This window comes from Mesorhizobium sp. RSR380A (genome assembly GCF_054719385.1).
Genome location: NZ_JBTTIB010000001.1, coordinates 461,940 through 480,714, shown reverse-complemented (window position 1 = coordinate 480,714; position 18,775 = coordinate 461,940). Strand labels below are relative to the sequence as shown.

Genomic DNA, 18,775 nt, shown 5'->3' with positions numbered 1-18,775 from the left:
AGCGATGCAAAATCTGCTTCTCAGCTATTATGGCGACGACCTCACCGGCTCGACCGACGTCATGGAAGCGCTCGAACTTGGCGGCGTGCCGACCGTGCTGTTCATGCGCCAGCCGAACGCGACCATGCTTGCGCAGTTCAGCCATTGCCGCGCCATTGGCCTGGCCGGCACCAGCCGCAGCGAGACGCCACAGTGGATGGACACGCATCTCACAAACGCTTTCGCCTGGCTGAAGGCGCTGAATGCCCAAATCTGTCACTACAAGGTCTGCTCGACCTTCGACTCCAGCCCGACGATCGGCAGCATCGGCCGCGCCATCGAGATCGGCCGCTCGGTCTTCGCGCGGGACAGCGTGCCGCTGCTGGTCGGGGCGCCGCAGCTCAAGCGATACACCGCCTTCGGCCATCTGTTCGCCGCCTATCGCGACAGATACTACCGCATCGATCGCCATCCGGTGATGAGCCGCCACCCGACGACGCCAATGGATGAATCCGACCTGCTGATCCATCTGTCGCGGCAGACGGAGCTCACGTCGGGGCTGGTCGATCTCGCGACGTTGCAGTCGGCGTCGCGCTCGGAAGCCTTCGATCGCTTGCTCGCCGAGGGCACCGACATCGTGCTTGTCGATGTCGACAGCCTCGAGACGCAGGCGCTTGCCGGCAAGGAGATATGGCGCGCCCGCAAGCCGGGCGGTTCGTTCGTCGTCGGCTCGTCGGGGATCGAATATGCGCTGCTGGCCGAATGGGTGTCGAACGGGACAGTCAGAGCTGAACCAGAATTTTCGCCGCCAGGTGCTGCCGACCGGATCGCGGTCGTCTCGGGCAGTTGTTCGCCGACGACCGAACGACAGATCCGGCACGCTTTGACCGACGGCTTCGACGGCATCGAGGTCGATCCCGTCGAACTGGTCTCCGAAGCTTCGGGAGATGCGATCGCACGCGCAGCGGCAGCCGGTCGCGCCAGCCTGGAAGCCGGGCGCAGCGTCGTTCTCTACACGGCCCTTGGATCCGCAGCCGACAGGGGTGCGGAAATCGACCGCCAGGAAGGCGCCCGCCACAAGCTCGGTCGCGGCCTTGGCGAACTGCTTCGCGCGCTGACGATCGAGCAGAAGTTGCAGCGCGTGGTCATAGCCGGCGGCGACACGTCGAGCCACGCGCTTGGCCAGATGGGTGTCGATGCGCTGACGGTGCGGATGCCGCTGCCGGCGTCGCCGGGGTCGCCGCTTTGCGTCGCTCACTCGCGCATCAAGGCGATCGATGGGATGGAGGTGGCGCTCAAGGGCGGGCAGGTCGGAACCGACCGCTATTTCAGCGCCATCCGTGACGGCCTTAGCAGCTGATTACGCGTCGCCTGGCAACCGCGAGATCCATCCGTGGCTCCCTGGCGCCGAAGCCTTTTTGTCGCGTATGTTGACGTTAAATTCACATAAAGATATGAGTTCTTTGTTGCGGCGAGGTGCTTTTGCCGTTTGTCCCCCTTGCTCAATCGGGGTTGTCGCCATGTGTTTCGCCCTTGCATCAGACTGCAGGATCGCCCTGTAGCAATCGCCAGTTGCTGAAAGAGGCGGTGATCATGCCCAGCCTGCTCGGAATCGATAACGGCCTCACGGTCACCAAGGCGGTCATCTTCGATGCCGACGGCACGCAATTGTCCGTGGCCCGTCGCCGGGTGCCGCAATCGATGCCCCACGCGCGCTGGGTGGAGCGCGACATGTCAGGCCTGTGGCAAGCAACAGCCGACGCCATCAAGGAGGCGATCGCGCTCTCCGGCAGGCCGGCGGAAGACATCAAGGCGGTGGCGGCGACCGCGCATGGCGATGGTCTCTATCTGCTCGATCATGATCGTCAGCCTTTGGGACCAGGCATCCTGTCGCTCGACAGCCGCGCCGGCGACATTGTCGAAAGGTGGTCCGCCGGTACCGTTTTCACCGATGCACTGGCGACGACAGGCCAGACGCCGCATGTTTCGGCGCCGTCGGCGCTGCTGGCGTGGCTTAAGCAGAACGATCCTGATCGCTATGGCCGCATCGGCCATGTGCTGGCCTGCAAGGACTGGCTGCGCTTTTGCCTGACCGGCACGATCGGGACCGACCGCACGGAGGCCAGCACTTCATTCACGGATTTTCGCACGCAAGCCTATGCGCCTGAAGCGATGCGCATCTTCGGGTTGGAGGATCTGTTCAACGCGCTGCCGCCGGTGGCGCATTCCGCTGACATCGCCGGTCAAGTCACAGCCGATGCCGCCGAAAGGACCGGCCTTCGCAGGGGAACACCGGTCGCCTGCGGCCTGCACGACGTGGCCGCCTCGGCGCTTGGCATGGGCGGCCATGAAGACGGCGTGCTCGCCATCGTCGCCGGCACGTATTCCATCAACGAAGTCGTCTCTTCGCAACCGCGCGTCGACCGACGTTGGTTCTGCCGCAACGCCATCGATGCGGGGCGTTGGAACAACATGTCGATCTCGCCGGCCTCGACCGCGAACTACGACTGGTTTCTCGACACTTTCTGTCGCTTGGAGCAAGACAGGACAAACGCGGATGGCGGCTCGCTCCACGAATTGCTGGCGGGAGAGATCGACGCGGCGTTGAAGAAGCCTTCGACCATCCTGTTTCATCCCTATCTGTTCGGCTCTCCCTATGGCGATTTGGCCAGCGGCAGCTTTGTCGGCCTGCATGGCTGGCACAATCGCGGCGACATGCTGAAGGCGGTTCTGGAAGGCATCGCCTTCAATCACCGCACCCATGTCGAGGCTTTGCGCGACGGCTTTGCCGTCAGCGAGATCCGCCTGACCGGCGGCGGTTCGCGCAATCCTGCTTTCGTCCAGATGTTTGCCGACGTGCTGAACGCCCCGGTCACCGTCACCTCGACGGATGAGACCGCGGCCCTCGGTGCCGCGCTTTGCGCAGGTGCTGCGGTCGGCTTGTTCAAGACGCCGCAAGAGGGCGCCAGGCAGGTCGGCATGACGGAGCGGACGTACCAAACCGTGCCCGCCTCCAGTGCTGTGTTCAATGAGCGGTTTTCGCTCTACTGCCGCATAGCCGAGCAGCTGAAGTCGCATTGGCCTGATATCGAAAGGCTGGCGGGGGTAAACGCATGATCAAGGCCGACGAACGACGCGAAGAGATCGCCGATTATGTGATCAAGCTCGGCCAGGTGCGCATCGATGATCTGGTCGAGCATTTCGGCGTGTCGCGCATGACCATCCACCGGCATATCGACCGGCTGGCGCAGCAGGGCGTGCTGCGCAAGCTGCACGGTGCGGTGACGGTCCAGCCTTCCGGCCTCTACGAGAGCGCTTTCCGCTACCGGGTGACCGTCAATCGAGCCGAGAAGGATGCACTGGCGCGGGCGGCACTGGATTATATCGAGGCCGGCCAGGTGGTGATGCTGGACGATTCATCGACGGCAAACGCGGTCGCGACGCTGCTGCTCGACGTCAAGCCGCTGACCGTCATTTCCAACAGCGTCTCGACGGCGGGCCAATTGATCAATGTGGACGATATCGATTTCATCTGCCTCGGCGGCCAGTATCATCCCACTTACAATGCCTATATCGGCATTGTCTGCGAGAACGCCGTGGCGCAGTTGCGCGCCAATGTGCTGATCTGTTCGGCTTCGGCCGTCACCGGAACCACTGCTTTCATCCAGGATCCGAATGTCGTGCGGGTCAAGCAGGCGATGATGACCGCCTCCGTGAAGCGCATCCTTTTGGTCGACCACGCAAAATTCGACCGGATCGCGCTGCATGTCTTCGACGATCTGACCAGTTTCGACGCCGTGCTGGTGACCGAGGGCCTGGGCGATGCGCAGGCGCAGAGCCTCGAACGGGCGGGGGTGAAGTTGCGCATCGTCAAGACGAAGGCGCCATGAACCCAGCAGATGGAGCCGGGGCGGACAATCCCGCAGGGCGTCTCGCCGCGATGGCCGGGACCGGCGAAGTCGACGTCGTCATTCTTGGCGCCGGCATCAACGGGGCTGGGCTGTTTCGCGATCTGTGCGCGCAAGGTGTCAGCTGCCTGATCGTCGAAAAGGCGGATTTCGGCTCGGGCACCAGTGCCGCGCCGTCGAGGCTCATCCACGGCGGCTTGAAATATCTCGAGACCGGCGAGTTCGGGCTGGTGGCGCAGTCGACGCTCGAACGCAATCTGCTTCTTCAAAACGCGCCGCACTATGTCAGCCCGCTGCCGACCGTCATCCCGATCTTCTCGTGGAGCAAGGGCATGCTCGCGGCGTTGCGAACGCTGTTCGGCTCGACCAGCGCGCCGCGCAGCCGCGGCGCCATACTGATCAAGATCGGCTTGATGATCTACGATTTCTACGGTTCACGAAACCAGGTCATGCCGCGCCACCGCATGGTCGGGCGGCGGCAGGCGCTTGTTGAGATGCCGGCGCTCAATCCGGCGATCGTCGCCACCGGCACCTACTACGACGCCAAGATAAGTCACCCGGAAAGGCTGGTGCTGGAACTGATCCTCGACGGCTTGCAGGCTCACGCGGCGTCTGCCGGTGCCAACTACACGACACTGGCGGCTTCAGCCAATGGCGTGCTCACCTTCCAGCCGGAAAACGGCGCGGCCTTTTCGGTGCGGCCGAAGCTGGTGGTGAACGCCGCCGGTCCGTGGATCGACGACGTCAACGCGCTGCTTGGTGCTCCATCGAAGATGATCGGCGGCACCAAGGGCTCGCATATCCTGTTAAGGCATGACGAACTGGTCAAAAGCCTCGCCGGGCGCATGCTCTATTTCGAGGCCGATGACGGCCGCATCTGCCTGGTCTACGACTATCTCGGCCTGGCGCTGGTCGGCTCGACCGACATCAAGGCCGACAATCCGGACGCGGTCCGCTGCGAACCCGAAGAAGTCGACTATCTGCTCGACAGCGTGCGAACGCTGCTGCCGGGCATGGCGTTCGAGCGCGACCAGATCGTCTACGCCTATAGCGGCATCCGGCCGCTGCCGACGTCTGAAGCAGCGACGCCCGGACTGATCAGCCGCGATCATTCGGCGCCCGTTGCCGAGCCGGACGGCAACAGGCCCTTTGCAGTCATTTCGCTGGTCGGCGGCAAATGGACGACGTTCCGCGGCTTTGCCGAGGAAGTCACTGATACCGTACTCAAGCGCTTGCAGCGCAGCCGCAAGATGTCGACTCAGTCGATGCCGATCGGCGGTGGGCGGGATTTTCCGGCCAATGCCGCCGCGCGCGCGGACTGGCTGGCTGAGGCACAGCAGGCAACGGGCGCCGGGGAAGGGCGCCTTGATCAATTGCTGTCGCGCTACGGGACCAGAGCCGTTGAGATCGCCAGGCACGGGTCGGATGATGAGGGTTGCCTGCCGGACTCCGGCGGCTACGGCAAGGCGGAAATCGACTACATCGCGCGCAACGAGTTCGTCGAACATCTGGCCGATGTCGTTATGCGCCGCAGCACGTTGGCGATAGGCGGCTCGTTGACGAGCCGCGACCTGCAGGAGATTGCCGCGATCGCGGGGCGGGCGTTGGCGTGGAGCACCGAGCGCCTCACGCGGGAGGTCGAAGCCGCTGTTGTCGAGCTCGAGGGCAGGAACCTGATGCGGCTGGACTGATCGCTTGATCGCTGACGCCGATAGCTTTTCCTGAGGCAATCCGATCGATTTGCCCTTGTTGCGCCCTGTGCATCAACCTTCCCATTTTGCACCCGGATTGGGATTTGCCGGCGCCTACGGGCTCATGCCGTCACTGGATACGGTAACACAAATTGACGTTAAATTAACACTACCGTATGGTCATATTGTATGCTTACCTTCTAATAGGCTCGCGTTGGCTGCCGAACGTCGGCTGAGGCAACCATCTGCGGAGGGATTGACAGCGGTGCAAAGGTATGAAAATTTTTGCACACAAAGATAATATTATCACCCTGGGGAGGGGATGGCTTGAATTCCGGCGGAAGCGCAAACCGCGACCATGAATCCAGCCTCGCCACGCGCGCGGCCTGGCTGCACTATGCCGGTGGTCTGACCCAGGCCCAGGTGGCCAAGCGGCTTGGCCTGACCAGCCTCAAGGCGCATAGGCTGATCACCAAGGCCAACCAGGAAGGTCTGGTCAGGGTCTTCATCGACGGCGACGTCGCCGAATGCGTCGACCTGGAACAGCGCCTGATCGCCGCCTATGGGCTCCACTATTGCGAGGTGGTTCCCGATCTCGATCAGGACGAACTGCCGCTCAAGGGGCTGGGCATTGCCGGCGCCCAGTTCCTGAAGCGCGAAATCGATCGCGGCGAAGACATGCTGATCGGCGTCGGCCATGGCCGCACGCTTGCCGCCAGCGTCGAATATCTGACGCGCGCAACTGCTGCTCACATCCGTTTCGTCTCGCTGCTTGGCGGCGTGACGCGCAAATTCGCCGCCAACCCGCACGACGTCATGCATCGCCTGGCAGAGCGGACCGGCGCGCAGGCTTTCGTCATGCCGGTGCCTTTTGTCGCCAATACCGCCGAGGACCGCGAAGTGCTGCTTGGCCAGCGCGGCATCAGCGATGTGTTCGCTCTCGCCAGCCGGTCCGACCTGATGTTCGTCGGAATAGGCACGGCCGAGCGGGAGGCGTCGCTGGTTGCCACAGGCATGATCGAGCCGTCCGAAATCGACGATGTCAAACGGGACGGCGGCGTTGGCGAGTTGCTGGCGCATTTCTTCGACGACAAGGGGCGCCCGGTCGAAACAGCGCTGTCGGAAAGAATCCTGGCGCTTCCGCGAGACCAGTTGAAGGGCCGCAGGATCGTTGCCGTCGCCGGCGGCAAGGTGAAGGTACGCGCCATCAAGGCGGTGCTCGAAAGCCGTTATCTCAGCGGCCTGATCACCGATGAATGCACGGCGCGCGCGCTCGTCGAACTCAGCCGGCTCGATGATGCAGCCGGTGCCACGAAGCGCCGCGTGAACGGAGGATCTTCGAATGCGTGACAACGGAAAATCGCTGGTGGTTGCATCATGAGCGCGAACGCTGCCTCCGCCCGGCAAGCTTCGCCCGGCCTGCGCCGCGCACTTGCCGGCGCCGCGGTTGTGGTTCTGCTTGGCGCCATGGCGCTCGACACCAAGGTGATCAAGATCGGCTCCGCCGGCGATGTCCGCAACGCCGTCTTTTCCGCCGCCGACTATGGCAAGTCGGAGTTTCCCAAGGTGCAGGCCGATGTCGAGGCGCGTGCCGCCGACGCCGCGACGATCGCGACTGCGATCGCCAAGGACAGGGCGACCGCCGAAAAGGAATATGGCGTACCTGCGGGTGTCGGACCGGTCATGTCGGTCAAGTTCACCGGCGTCGTCGGTGAGGGAAAGTCGGGCATCTACAAGGTCGCCGTCGATGGTTTGCCCGACACGTTGACGGTCCGCGTGCAGACAGGGCCGGCGATCAACGGAACCGAGCTTCGCGACGCCACCGGCAAGATCACCTTCGGTCAGTTCACCAACCAGATCGAGTATCAGGACGCCGGCTCGGCGCTGAACAACGAGATGAAGAAGGAGGTGCTGGCGAAAGTCGACACCAGCGCCTTGACCGGCAAGACCATAGCGGTGGTCGGTGCCTTCAAGCTGGTCAATCCGAAGAGCTGGCTGGTTACGCCGGTGAGGCTGGAGGTCAAATGAATTCGGCTTCCGGCACAGAACCCGCGACTGGCGACGCCGTGCTGTCGGCGCGCAATGTCGTCATGTCGTATGGCGGCGTTCACGCGCTCAAGGGCGTCAACTTCGACATCCATCGCGGCAAGGTCACCACCCTGTTCGGTGAGAATGGCGCCGGCAAGTCGACGCTGATGAAGATCCTGTCCGGCGTGGTCACGCCGACATCCGGCGACATCGTGCTCGACGGCAATCTCGTCAGCTTTTCCTCGTCTTCGGACGCGCGCGACCGCGGCATTTCGATCATCCACCAGGAGCTCAGCCTGGCGCCGAATCTGAGCGTTCGCGACAACATCTTCTTGGGCCGCGAACTGCGCACCAGAACCGGCCTCGACTTCGCCGAGGAGTCGCGCCAAGCGCGGGCGCTGATGGCCGACCTCGAAGAAGACATCGATCCGATGACCTTGGTGGAGGACCTGCGCCTGGGGCAGCAGCAGATCGTCGAGATCGCACGCGCGCTATCGGTCGACAGCCGCATCCTGATCATGGACGAGCCGACCTCCGCGCTGAGCGCCACGGAGGTCGAAGTGCTGTTCAAGGTGATCCGCGATCTGACCAGCCGCGGTGTCTCCATCGTCTACATCTCGCATCACCTCGAAGAGGCGCTGCAGATCACCGACTACGCCGTCGTGCTGCGTGACGGGGCGATCACGGCGACGGCCGAAGCCAAGGACATCGACCTCGAATGGATCGTCCGCAACATGGTGGGCGAGAATTTCGACCTCGGCTCGCCGCCGACCGGCCATGCGTTTGGTGAGGTCGCGCTGTCGATCGAGGATGTCAGCGTCACCGACGCTTCGGGTTCAGGCTACGTCGTCGATCATCTGTCGCTGGATGTCAAAGCGGGCGAGATCGTCTGCATCTATGGGCTGATGGGCGCGGGCCGCACGGAATTGCTGGAGGCCGTCGCCGGCCGTGTGCCCATGGCGGGCGGGCGGGCGCTGCTGGAGGGTGAGGACGTTTCGGGGCTGACCATTGCCCAGCGCATCGCCCGAGGTCTGGTTCTGGTCCCCGAGGATCGCCAGCGCGACGGCCTGGTTCAGACCATGACCGTCGGCCGCAATCTGTCGCTTGCCAGCATCGAGGCGTTTGCGAAAGGCCTGTTCCTCTCCCGGCCGAGGGAACGCGCACTGATCGACGATTCGATCCGCAAGGTGACCATCAAGACCGCGGGCGGCAACGCCATGATCGGATCGCTGTCGGGCGGCAACCAGCAGAAGGTCGTCATCGGCAAGATGCTGACGACAGATCCCAAGGTCATCCTTCTCGACGAGCCGAGCCGCGGCATCGATGTCGGCGCCAAGGCCGAAGTCTTTCGCTTGCTCAGCGAGCGTGCCGCGCAAGGCCTGGCGGTCGTCTTCTCGACCTCGGAGGTCAATGAGTGCCTCAGCATCGCTCACCGCATCGTCGTCATGCGGCGCGGCAAGATTTCCGCCGAATTCGGCGCCAACGCCACCAAAGAGCAGATCATGGCCGCCTCCGGCGAAGCCGTGGTCGCCTGATCATAGATTCCGGAGCCCCGATCATGAGCGATGTCAGCCAGGCCAGCAAACAGTCCAGCCCCAATGCGGGCGGCGAGGGCTTCGACGTGGCCAAGCTGCTGCTCGAAGGCCGGGCCTTCTTTGCCCTGATCGTCATCATCGTCGTCTTCTCGATCCTGTCGCCCTATTACCTTTCGGTGGCGAATTTCCTGACCATGGCCTCGCATGTCGCCATCTTCGGGATTCTCGCCGTCGGCATGCTGCTCGTCATCCTCAATGGCGGCATCGATCTGTCGGTCGGCTCCACGCTCGGGCTTGCGGGCGTCGTCGCCGGTTTTCTGATGCAGGGCGTGACGCTGACCTGGCTGGGCGTCGTTCTCTACCCGCCGGTCTGGGTGGTGGCGGTGCTGGCCTGCATGCTGGGCGCCGCTGTCGGTCTGGTCAACGGCGTGTTGATCGCGCGGTTCAAGGTTCCGGCTTTCGTCGCCACGCTCGGCGTGATGTACATGGCGCGCGGCCTGGCGTTGCTGATGACCAGCGGCCTGACCTACAACAATCTCGGCGGCAAGCCGGAGCTGGGCAACACCGGTTTCGACGCGCTCGGCTTCAACCGCCTGTTCGGCGTGCCGACCGGCGTAGTGGTGCTGGCGGTGATCGCGCTGATAGGCAGCATCGTGTTGAACCGCACCGCTTTCGGGCGCTGGCTCTACGCCTCCGGCGGCAATGAGCGCGCCGCCGAACTCTCCGGCGTTCCGGTCAAGACCGTGCAGATTTCGGTCTATGTGCTTTCCGGTATCTGCGCCGCCATTGCCGGCCTGATCCTGTCATCGCAGCTTACTTCGGCCGGACCGACCGCCGGCACCACTTACGAATTGACGGCCATCGCCGCCGTCGTCATCGGCGGCGCGGCATTGACCGGCGGACGCGGCAACATCCGCGGCACATTGCTCGGGGCCTTCGTCATCGGCTTCCTGTCGGATGGTCTGGTGATCATCGGCATCTCATCCTACTGGCAAACAGTGTTCACCGGCGCCGTCATCGTGCTCGCCGTGCTCCTCAATGCCGTTCAGTATCGCCGCCGTAGCAAGCTTCCAGCTTCGACGGGCGGCCAACCGACTTCTCAGAAACGGGGGAAGGCCGAACCGGCCAATCCTGCCCAAGGGAAGACTGCCAGCTGACTGGCAGCAAGACCGCGTAAAATCATTGGAGGAATGTACATGAAAATCGTGCTTAGAAGTTTGCTTGCCGCCGCGATGGTGGTCGGGTTCAGCGCAGCCGCATCGGCCGCGGGCCTGATCTCGATCATCGTCAACGATCCGGCCAACCCCTACTGGCTGACCGAAGGCAACGTCGCCAAGGCCGAAGCCGAAAAGCTTGGCTATACAGCCAACGTCGCCGCCCACAAGGGCGACACCAATACCGAAAGCAATCTGATCGACACCGCCATCACCAACAAGTCGGTGGCGATCATCCTCGACCCGGCCAATGCCGATGGTTCGGTCGGCGCGGTGAAGAAGGCGATTGCCGCCAACATCCCGGTTTTCCTCGTCAATGCCGAGATCAACCAGGAAGGCCTCGCCAAGGGCCAGCTCGTCTCCAACAACGCGCAGGGTGCGGCTCTCGGTGCCCAGCAGTGGGTGCAGGCGGTCGGTGAAAAGGGCAAGTATGTCGAACTGCTCGGCGCCCCGTCGGACAACAACGCCGCCACGCGCTCGAACGGCTACGCGACCGTGCTGAGCCAGTATCCGGATCTCGAAAAGGCTGCCTCGCAGGTCGCCAACTGGGATCGCACCCAGGGCCACGACAAGATGCAGAGCATGCTGCAAGCCAATCCCGACATCATCGCCGTGATCAGCGGCAATGATGAAATGGCGCTTGGTGCGGTTGCGGCGCTGAAGGAAGCCGGCAAGCTCGCCGGCATCAAGGTCGGCGGCTTCGACGGCTCCCCGGATGCGGTTGCGGCCATCAAGTCCGGCGAACTGCAGTACACCGTGCTTCAGCCAGTCGCCATCTTCTCGGCAAAAGCCGTGCAGCAGGCCGACTCGTTCATCAAGTCGGGCGCCACCGGCGCCACCAGCGAGAAGCAGCTGTTCGATTGCCTTCTCATCACCAAGGATAATGTGGACAAGTACACCGCACCCTTCGTGCTGTCGGAATAAAACCTGCACAGGGGGTGTCCTTGCGGACACTCCCTGCCTCTTCCACGGCTCCAGACAATAAAGACTGCTCCTTGTGACTTGCCTCCATAATCATCCGGAACTTGCGGCATGAAAGACCTGCTGATCGGGATCGACGCGGGAACTTCCGTGATCAAATCGGTCGCTTTCGATCTGTCGGGGCGGCAGCTTGCCATGGCGTCGATGACCAACAGTTTTGTCACGCTGGAAGGCGGCGGCGCCGAGCAGGACCTCGATCAGACATGGCGCGACATGGCGCTGACCGTTCGCGAGCTGGCGACGAAAGTTCCCGACCTCGCGCGGCGAACCGCGGCGATCGCGATCACCGGGCAGGGCGACGGCGCCTGGCTGATCGATGGTGACGGCTTGCCGGTCGGTCGCGCCTGGCTCTGGCTCGACGCCCGCGCCGGACATCTGGTGGACGAGATGCGCGGCGATCCCCGGGATCGCGCGCGGTTCGAGATCACCGGCACCGGGCTCAACGCCTGCCAGCAGGGCGCTCAGCTCAGCTGGCTGAAGAGGAACAGCCCTGAAATTCTGGAGCGCGCCGCCACTGCCTTTCACTGCAAGGACTGGCTCTACTTCAAGATGACCGGCGAGCGCGCCACCGATCCATCGGAAGGCACCTTCACCTTTGGCGATTTCCGCTCGCGCAGATATTCCGACGAGGTGCTCGACATTCTGGATCTGACGTCGCACCGCCGCCTGTTGCCGCCCATGCTCGAAGGCACGACCGATCATCATCCGCTTTCTGCGTCGGCAGCAAACGAGACCGGCCTGCTTGAGGGCACGCCGGTGGTGCTGGGCTACGTCGACATGGTCAGCACCGCGCTTGGCGCCGGCCTCTATGATCCAAGCGGCAATGTCGGCTGCACGGTCATCGGCTCGACCGGCATCCACACACGCCTAGCGCGCACTCCTGATGATGTCGTCCTCAACGACAATGCCTCCGGCTACACGATCGCCATGCCGGTTCCGGGCGCCTATGCGCAGCTGCAATCCAATATGGCGGCGACGCTCAACATCGACTGGCTGCTTGGCCTGGCGCGCGACGTGCTGACCGCCAGCGGCGCAAAACCTTCGCGCGACGAGCTGCTGAAAGCGCTCGATGTCTGGGTCGAAGGATCGGAACCGGGGTCGCTGGTCTATCAGCCTTATATCTCGCTTGCCGGCGAACGCGGCCCGTTCGTCGATCCAGACGCGCGCGCCGGCTTCATCGGGCTTTCCGTCAAGCACGGTTTTGGCGATCTGGCACGCGCGGTTCTTGAAGGATTGGCCTTCGCGGCCCGCGATTGCTACCAGGCAATGGGCAGCGTGCCCGGCGAAATCCGCCTGTCTGGCGGCGCCGCGCGCAGTCCGTCGCTGCGCCGCATCATCGCCGCGGCGACCCGTGCGCAAGTCAGGACCAGCAGCCGCCAGGAAGCCGGCGCCGCGGGTGCGGCGATGATGGCCGCAGTCGGGCTTGGCGTCTATCGCTCGATGGATGATTGCTGCGCCGAGTGGGTGACGCCGCTGCTGGGCGAATGCGACGCCTATGACGAGGCGCTTTCGCAAACCTACGATGCGCTGTTTCCGTCTTTTGTCGCGGCGCGTCAGGCGCTGCAGCCGGTGTGGAAATCGATGGCGCACCGCACAGGAGCTAAGTCTTGAGCGATACAACGGATATTGTCGATCTCTTCGTGATCGGCGGCGGCGTCAACGGCGCCGGCATCGCGCGCGATGCGGCCGGTCGCGGGCTGTCGGTTATCCTGTGCGAGAAGGACGATCTGGGGCAAGGCACCAGTTCGCGTTCCGGCAAGCTGGTGCATGGCGGCCTGCGCTATCTCGAATATTACGAGTTCCGGTTGGTGCGCGAAGCGCTGATCGAACGCGAGGTGCTGCTGGAGGCGGCGCCGCACATCATCTGGCCAATGCGCTTCGTGCTGCCGCACAGCCCCGAGGACCGGCCGGCATGGCTGGTGCGGCTCGGGCTGTTTCTCTACGACCATCTTGGCGGCCGCAAGCGGTTGCCGGGAACGAGGACACTGAATTTGAGAACAGCGCCGGAAGGGGCGCCGATCAAGGACGAATTCAAGCGCGGCTTCGAATATTCGGACTGCTGGGTCGATGATGCACGGCTGGTGTTGCTCAACGCGCTGGATGCCAAACAGCGCGGCGCAAAGGTGTTCACCCGCACCGCCTGTATTGCTGCCAGGCGTGAAGGCGGCCTGTGGGCAATCGACATGCAGGACGGCCGCACCGGTGCTGTGACGAGGGTCCGCGCACGCGGGCTGGTCAACGCGGCCGGGCCGTGGGTGAATGACATCGTCAGCCGCGTGGCGGGACAGAATTCCACCCGCAACGTTCGCCTGGTGAAGGGCAGCCATATCGTCGTGCCAAAATTCTGGGAGGGACGGCAGGCCTATCTGATCCAGAACAACGACAAGCGGGTGATTTTCGTCAACCCGTATGAGAACGATCTGGCGCTGATCGGCACCACCGACATACCCTATGAAGGCAGGCCTGAGCTAGTGGCGGCCGAAGCCAGCGAAATCGATTATCTGATCAAGGTGGTTAACCGCTACTTCAAGCGCCAACTCACCGCGCAGGACGTGGTCTACAGTTTCTCGGGCGTGCGGCCGCTCTATGACGACAATGCCGACAACCCGAGCGCGGTGACGCGCGACTACATGTTCGAACTCGACGCCCCGAACGGTGGCGCGCCGCTGCTTTCTGTGTTCGGCGGCAAGATCACCACCTTCCGCAAACTGTCCGAACATGCTCTGGAAAAGATCCAGCCCTTCTTTCCGACCATAAAGAAGGCCTGGACAGCCAAAATTCCCCTGCCGGGAGGCGACCTGCCCAACGCGGATTTCGAACAGTTCCTGGGCGATCTGCACGCCGAGTTTTCGTGGCTTAGCCCGTCGCTGGTGAAGCACTATGCCCGCAGCTACGGCACGCGCACACGCGCCTTGCTGAAAGGCGTAAAAGGCGAAGCCGATCTCGGCCGTCGTTTCGGCCCGGATTTCTATGAGCTCGAAGCTGTCTTCCTGTTCGAGACCGAATGGGCGATGACCGCCGCCGACGTTCTCGAACGCCGGACCAAACACGGGCTGCATATCAATGCGGCCGAGCGGAAAACATTCGAAGACTGGTGCACAAAGACAATGGCGGCGGTGAACTGATGGCCTTCACGCTTTCGCTGAACACCAACCCGCTGGTCAATCGCTTCGCCGATCCCGACGATCTGATCGACGCCATTGCCTATGGCATCGGCATCCGCGACGTGCAACTGACGCATGAATTCGTCAATCCGGGCTGGCCGGCGGCAACGATCGCCAAGTTCGTTCGCCTGTTCAACAGCGCCCTGGCGCGGACCGGCGTGCGGATCACTTCGGGTATGACCGGTCCCTATGGCCGGCTCAATCATTTCGGCCATCCGGACGCGGATGTGCGCCGCTATTATGTCGATTGGTTCAAGACCTTCGCCGACATCTCCGCCGAACTCGGCGCGTCGGGCATGGGCACGCAGTTCGCCATATTCACCTACAAGGATTTTGACGATCCGCAGCGGTGCGCGGCGCTTCTCGACATCGCGCTCGAATGCTGGCGCGAAGTGGCCGAGCACGCCAAGGCGGCGGGCCTGACCTACCTTTTCTGGGAACCGATGTCGGTCGGCCGCGAGTTTGGCCACACGATCGAAAGCTGCGTCGAATTGCAGGGCGCCATCGATGCGGCCAAGCTGCCGATCCCGATGCAGATGATGGTCGACATCGACCATGGCGACGTGACCTCGCCCAATCCTGACGACACTGATCCCTATGCCTGGGCGAAAGCGTTCCCGTTGCAATCGCCGATCATCCACATCAAGCAATCGTCGATGAACAAGGGCGGGCACTGGCCGTTCACCGCCGCCTACAACAAGGATGGCCGCATCATCCCGCAGAAGCTGCTCGACGCCGTGCGGGCGGGTGGCGGAACCGACAATGAAATCTGCCTTGAACTTTCCTTCCGGGAGAGGGAACCGGTCGATCATCAGGTTATTGCAATGATCCGTGAGTCGGTGGATTTCTGGGCGCCTTACATCGACAGCGGCCGCGAAAGTCTCAAGCCTCGCGCTTGAGGCAAACCGCCGGCCCGAAGGCCGGCGCAGACCCGGAAACACGCATCATTCGAATTTCGGATCGAAGGAGAGAAGAATGGCCCCATATTGGGTCGGCACGAGCTGGAAGATGAACAAGACGCTGGCGGAGGCGCTGCAGTTCGCCGAGGGATTGGCGGCGTTCGTGCCGGGCTTCGATCCGGCGATACAGCCTTTCGTCATTCCCCCCTTCACCGCGGTGCGGCAGGTCAAGGCGGCGCTCGCCAACACCCGCGTCAAGGTCGGCGCCCAGAACATGCATTGGGCCGATGCCGGCGCCTGGACGGGCGAGATTTCGCCGGTGATGCTGAGGGATTGTGGGCTCGACCTGATCGAACTCGGCCATAGCGAGCGCCGTGAGCATTTTGGCGAGACGGACAAGATCGTGGGACTGAAAACCGCAGCGGCAGTCAAGCACGGCTTCGTACCCTTGATTTGTGTCGGCGAGACGCTGGCCGAGCGCGAGGGCGGCCGCGCCGACGAAATCCTGACCGCGCAGGTTTTGGGCGCGCTGCAGGGTCTCGCAAACAATGAGTTGTCGGCAGAGATACTCTTTGCCTATGAACCGGTGTGGGCGATCGGCGAGAAAGGCATTCCGGCCAGCGCCGACTATGCCGACAAGCAGCAGGCGCTGATCAAGCAGGTCGCAGCAACCCGGTTGCCGACCGCCCCGCTTGTGCTCTACGGCGGCAGCGTCAATCCCGGCAACGCGGCCGAACTGATCGGCCAGCCGCATATCGATGGGCTGTTCATCGGCCGCTCGGCATGGCAAGCGGAAGGCTATATCGACATTCTCAAAAAGGCGTCGGCCGCCATCGCGCGCTGACCACGAAAACGAAGGAGTTAATTGCCATGAAGATCGCACTCGGAGCCGACAGCGCCGGCAAGCCGCTGCTCGATGTCATCGCCAAGCATCTCGCCACCAAGCCAGAACTGCAGGTCGTCGATCTCAGCCAGGCCGGATTCTACGCCGATATTGCCGCTGCGGTCGGCCACGAAATTGTCGACGGCAATTACGATCGCGCCATCCTGTTTTGCGGCACCGGCATCGGCGTCAGCATCTCGGCCAACAAGGTGCCCGGAATCCGTGCCGCGCTAACCCACGACACCTATTCGGCGGAACGCGCTGCGAAATCCAACAATGCCCAGATCATCACCATGGGTGCGCGCGTCATCGGCCCCGAACTGGCCAAATCGATCGCCGACGCCTGGCTGGCCTCGGAGTTCGATCCGAACGGTCCCTCTGCCGCCAATGTGCAGGCTGTCGACAAGCTCGACGCGAAGCGCTGAGGATCCGCTCCCGACCTAGCCGGTCAAGGCGATCCGCATCGCCTCGATGACGGTTACGGCGGACGCCGCGCCTGGATCCATATGGCCAAGCGAGCGTTCGCCGAGGCGGGAGGCCCGGCCCTTGGTGGCGATCATCGCCTTGGTCGCCTCCGCGCCGGCCTTTGCCGCCCCGGCTGCAGCCGCGAGGCTGCCGGCCAGCCCCTTGCCGGCGGCCAGTGCCTCGCCCGCAGCCGTCGCGGCCGGCGCCCACGCATCGATCATTGTCTTTTCGCCAGGCTCGGCCTTGCCGCGATCCTGAATGCCTCTGGCCATCGCTTGGAACATAGCGACCGCGTCGGCGTCGTCGAGCGTCGCCTTGCCCTTGACGGCGGCCGCGCCGCGCATGAATGCCGTGGCATAGAGCGGGCCCGAGGAGGCGCCGACGGCGTTGAGGAACGACTTCGCCGCCGTGTTCAGCAAGATGGTCGGATCGGTGGTGCCGGTATCCAATGCGGCCACCGCATCGCGTGCCGCGGAAAATCCAAGCTCCATCGCAATGCCGTGGTCGGCATCGCCGATCACCCCGTCAAGCGCGCACAACCGATCCCGGTCGGCTGACATAGCGTCGGCGATGGCCGCGAACATCGCGGCAAGGCGGGTGGTGTCGATTGTCGTCATCTCTTGTTCCTTGCCGTTCACCAAGTTTACCCGGCGCGAAACATGGCGCAGTCGCAAGGGTGGTCGAGCATCGTTTGCAACTCGTCGTCGAGGTGGTGCAGCGTAATCGAAGCGCCGGCCATTTCGAGCGAGGTGCAGTAATTGCCGACCCAGCTTGCGTGAATGGATACACCGATATCGTCAAGCCTCTGCTTCACGCGCCGGTTCATGATGTAGAGTTCCATCAGCGGCGTCGAACCCAGCGAATTGACCAGCACGGCGACCTTCTCGCCGCGTGCCGGCGCCATCTCGGCGAGAATCCTGTCCAGCATTTCGTCAGTGATCTCGTCGGCCGTTTTGAGTTTTCCGCGTGCGATGCCGGGTTCGCCATGGATGCCCATGCCGATCTCCATCTCGTCGGGTCCGATTTCGAAATTCGGCCGGCGGGTTTGCGGCAACGAACACGGCGCCAATGCGACGCCCATGGTAAAGGTGTGGTCGTTGGCTTTCCCGGCAATGCGTTCGCATTCATCGAAAGACAACATGCGGTCGCAGGCGGCGCCTGCCGCCTTGAAGATGAAGAAGTTCCCTGCGACACCGCGCCGCTTGTGCCTGTCGCCAACGGGCGCGGAAGCGACGTCGTCGGTGCTCAGCACCGTGCGCACCTCGATGTCGTCCATCGCGGCCATCTCGGCCGCCATGTCGAAATTCATGACGTCGCCGGCATAGTTGCCGTACATGAACAGCACACCGGCGCCGCCGCTCGCCGCCTTGGCGCATTCGAGGATCGGGTCGGGCGGCGGAGAGGCGAAGACATTGCCGATCGCCGCCGCGTCGGCCAGCCCCTTGCCGACGAAGCCGAGAAAACTCGGCTCGTGGCCCGAGCCGCCACCAATGACGAGGCCTACCTTGCCTTGGCGCGGTCCATCGCGGGCGATGATCGAGCGCGGGCTTCCGTCAACGGCTTTGAGATGGCGGGGATGCGCAGCCAGGATGCCTTCCAGCATCTCGTCGACGGCCCGATTGCCGTCATTGATGATCTTCTTGGTTTGCACCAACGTCCTCCCGATTTGGTATTTTCATAGATGATATCGGGCTTTATCAGGCTGCCTTCGGGCGAGGGCAGGGGCGCGATGCCCACCAAACTGCCTCGATCGGCTTCGTAGCTGTTACCAGCCGTTCTGGCAGAAGCTAAGCGGACCGAAGTGCGCGGACAATGGCGCTGTAGTGTACAAGATCGCACCACGGCTTAGAAAAGGCGGTGGCTCCCCGGGCCGGATTCGAACCAGCGACCAACCGGTTAACAGCCGGTTGCTCTACCACTGAGCTACCGGGGAATAGAGGCTCTCATGTGAGTGGCGCAGCCTATAGCAAACCCTTTTCGGCTTTGCAAAGAAGCATTTCGCATTTTTTAGCGCATTTTCACCCAATG

General features: G+C 63.2%; 16 protein-coding genes and 1 tRNA gene. 14 read left to right on the top strand and 3 right to left on the bottom strand.

Features of this window, described 5'->3' with window-relative positions; genetic code table 11:
- Positions 1–4 precede the first annotated feature (4 nt).
- From ACYG9Z_RS02430 to derI, 14 genes are all read left to right on the top strand, one after another.
- Positions 5–1,339 carry a four-carbon acid sugar kinase family protein gene (locus ACYG9Z_RS02430; protein WP_023751562.1) on the top strand — a complete coding sequence of 445 codons (1,335 nt, stop codon included), beginning with the start codon at positions 5–7 and terminating at the stop codon, positions 1,337–1,339.
- A 233-nt stretch (positions 1,340–1,572) separates the two neighbouring features.
- Positions 1,573–3,096 carry an FGGY-family carbohydrate kinase gene (locus tag ACYG9Z_RS02425; protein WP_023681696.1) on the top strand — a complete coding sequence of 508 codons (1,524 nt, stop codon included), beginning with the start codon at positions 1,573–1,575 and terminating at the stop codon, positions 3,094–3,096.
- Positions 3,093–3,869 carry a DeoR/GlpR family DNA-binding transcription regulator gene (locus ACYG9Z_RS02420; protein ID WP_023672603.1) on the top strand — a complete coding sequence of 259 codons (777 nt, stop codon included), beginning with the start codon at positions 3,093–3,095 and terminating at the stop codon, positions 3,867–3,869. The genes ACYG9Z_RS02425 and ACYG9Z_RS02420 overlap by 4 nt, the downstream gene beginning before the upstream one ends.
- Positions 3,866–5,578 carry a glycerol-3-phosphate dehydrogenase/oxidase gene (locus tag ACYG9Z_RS02415; RefSeq protein ID WP_023714400.1) on the top strand — a complete coding sequence of 571 codons (1,713 nt, stop codon included), beginning with the start codon at positions 3,866–3,868 and terminating at the stop codon, positions 5,576–5,578. Before ACYG9Z_RS02420 ends, ACYG9Z_RS02415 begins: the two co-directional genes overlap by 4 nt.
- Before the next feature lie 327 nt (positions 5,579–5,905).
- Positions 5,906–6,928, top strand: coding sequence for a sugar-binding transcriptional regulator (locus tag ACYG9Z_RS02410; RefSeq protein ID WP_023751561.1), 1,023 nt, complete (start codon positions 5,906–5,908; stop codon positions 6,926–6,928).
- Positions 6,929–6,955: 27 nt separating this feature from the next.
- Entirely contained in the window at positions 6,956–7,606 is a 651-nt protein-coding gene (locus ACYG9Z_RS02405; RefSeq protein ID WP_023733704.1) for a DUF2291 family protein, read from the top strand.
- The gene (locus tag ACYG9Z_RS02400; protein ID WP_023751560.1) at positions 7,603–9,141 is read left to right on the top strand and encodes a sugar ABC transporter ATP-binding protein; all 1,539 of its coding nucleotides are present in this window, start codon (positions 7,603–7,605) and stop codon (positions 9,139–9,141) included. Before ACYG9Z_RS02405 ends, ACYG9Z_RS02400 begins: the two co-directional genes overlap by 4 nt.
- 23 nt (positions 9,142–9,164) lie before the next feature.
- Positions 9,165–10,298: an ABC transporter permease gene (locus ACYG9Z_RS02395; protein ID WP_023751559.1), complete on the top strand. Its 1,134-nt coding sequence runs from the start codon at positions 9,165–9,167 to the stop codon at positions 10,296–10,298.
- A 39-nt stretch (positions 10,299–10,337) separates the two neighbouring features.
- Complete coding sequence (locus ACYG9Z_RS02390) at positions 10,338–11,279, top strand: D-ribose ABC transporter substrate-binding protein (RefSeq protein ID WP_081725422.1); 942 nt, start codon at positions 10,338–10,340, stop codon at positions 11,277–11,279.
- A gap of 108 nt (positions 11,280–11,387) precedes the next feature.
- Entirely contained in the window at positions 11,388–12,947 is a 1,560-nt protein-coding gene (locus ACYG9Z_RS02385) for an FGGY-family carbohydrate kinase (protein ID WP_023751558.1), read from the top strand.
- Positions 12,944–14,461: a glycerol-3-phosphate dehydrogenase gene (locus ACYG9Z_RS02380; RefSeq protein WP_023751557.1), complete on the top strand. Its 1,518-nt coding sequence runs from the start codon at positions 12,944–12,946 to the stop codon at positions 14,459–14,461. The genes ACYG9Z_RS02385 and ACYG9Z_RS02380 overlap by 4 nt, the downstream gene beginning before the upstream one ends.
- Complete coding sequence (locus ACYG9Z_RS02375; protein ID WP_023751556.1) at positions 14,461–15,399, top strand: sugar phosphate isomerase/epimerase family protein; 939 nt, start codon at positions 14,461–14,463, stop codon at positions 15,397–15,399. Before ACYG9Z_RS02380 ends, ACYG9Z_RS02375 begins: the two co-directional genes overlap by 1 nt.
- A gap of 76 nt (positions 15,400–15,475) precedes the next feature.
- Positions 15,476–16,243, top strand: a complete 768-nt coding sequence (locus ACYG9Z_RS02370; RefSeq protein ID WP_023739036.1) for a triose-phosphate isomerase — start codon at positions 15,476–15,478, stop codon at positions 16,241–16,243.
- 26 nt (positions 16,244–16,269) lie between these two features.
- Positions 16,270–16,707: a D-erythrulose-4-phosphate isomerase gene (gene derI, locus ACYG9Z_RS02365; protein WP_023672592.1), complete on the top strand. Its 438-nt coding sequence runs from the start codon at positions 16,270–16,272 to the stop codon at positions 16,705–16,707.
- A 15-nt stretch (positions 16,708–16,722) separates the two neighbouring features.
- On the opposite strand, the gene dhaL is transcribed toward derI, so the two are convergent.
- From dhaL to ACYG9Z_RS02350, 3 genes are all read right to left on the bottom strand, one after another.
- Positions 16,723–17,364 carry a dihydroxyacetone kinase subunit DhaL gene (gene dhaL / locus ACYG9Z_RS02360; RefSeq protein WP_023739035.1) on the bottom strand — a complete coding sequence of 214 codons (642 nt, stop codon included), beginning with the start codon at positions 17,362–17,364 and terminating at the stop codon, positions 16,723–16,725.
- Positions 17,365–17,390: 26 nt separating this feature from the next.
- The gene (locus ACYG9Z_RS02355; RefSeq protein WP_023667709.1) at positions 17,391–18,398 is read right to left on the bottom strand and encodes a dihydroxyacetone kinase subunit DhaK; all 1,008 of its coding nucleotides are present in this window, start codon (positions 18,396–18,398) and stop codon (positions 17,391–17,393) included.
- A gap of 207 nt (positions 18,399–18,605) precedes the next feature.
- Positions 18,606–18,680, bottom strand: a tRNA-Asn gene (locus ACYG9Z_RS02350).
- Positions 18,681–18,775: the final 95 nt, after the last annotated feature.

What these genes read in the sequence shown, in the direction of transcription:
- ACYG9Z_RS02400 (WP_023751560.1), top strand. Translation starts at nt 7,603, where the DNA reads ATGAATTCGGCTTCCGGCACAGAACCCGCGACTGGCGACGCCGTGCTG.
- dhaL (WP_023739035.1), bottom strand. Translation starts at nt 17,364, where the DNA reads ATGACGACAATCGACACCACCCGCCTTGCCGCGATGTTCGCGGCCATC.
- ACYG9Z_RS02425 (WP_023681696.1), top strand. Translation starts at nt 1,573, where the DNA reads ATGCCCAGCCTGCTCGGAATCGATAACGGCCTCACGGTCACCAAGGCG.
- ACYG9Z_RS02415 (WP_023714400.1), top strand. Translation starts at nt 3,866, where the DNA reads ATGAACCCAGCAGATGGAGCCGGGGCGGACAATCCCGCAGGGCGTCTC.
- ACYG9Z_RS02385 (WP_023751558.1), top strand. Translation starts at nt 11,388, where the DNA reads ATGAAAGACCTGCTGATCGGGATCGACGCGGGAACTTCCGTGATCAAA.
- ACYG9Z_RS02420 (WP_023672603.1), top strand. Translation starts at nt 3,093, where the DNA reads ATGATCAAGGCCGACGAACGACGCGAAGAGATCGCCGATTATGTGATC.
- ACYG9Z_RS02395 (WP_023751559.1), top strand. Translation starts at nt 9,165, where the DNA reads ATGAGCGATGTCAGCCAGGCCAGCAAACAGTCCAGCCCCAATGCGGGC.
- ACYG9Z_RS02405 (WP_023733704.1), top strand. Translation starts at nt 6,956, where the DNA reads ATGAGCGCGAACGCTGCCTCCGCCCGGCAAGCTTCGCCCGGCCTGCGC.
- derI (WP_023672592.1), top strand. Translation starts at nt 16,270, where the DNA reads ATGAAGATCGCACTCGGAGCCGACAGCGCCGGCAAGCCGCTGCTCGAT.
- ACYG9Z_RS02430 (WP_023751562.1), top strand. Translation starts at nt 5, where the DNA reads ATGCAAAATCTGCTTCTCAGCTATTATGGCGACGACCTCACCGGCTCG.
- ACYG9Z_RS02370 (WP_023739036.1), top strand. Translation starts at nt 15,476, where the DNA reads ATGGCCCCATATTGGGTCGGCACGAGCTGGAAGATGAACAAGACGCTG.
- ACYG9Z_RS02375 (WP_023751556.1), top strand. Translation starts at nt 14,461, where the DNA reads ATGGCCTTCACGCTTTCGCTGAACACCAACCCGCTGGTCAATCGCTTC.
- ACYG9Z_RS02390 (WP_081725422.1), top strand. Translation starts at nt 10,338, where the DNA reads ATGAAAATCGTGCTTAGAAGTTTGCTTGCCGCCGCGATGGTGGTCGGG.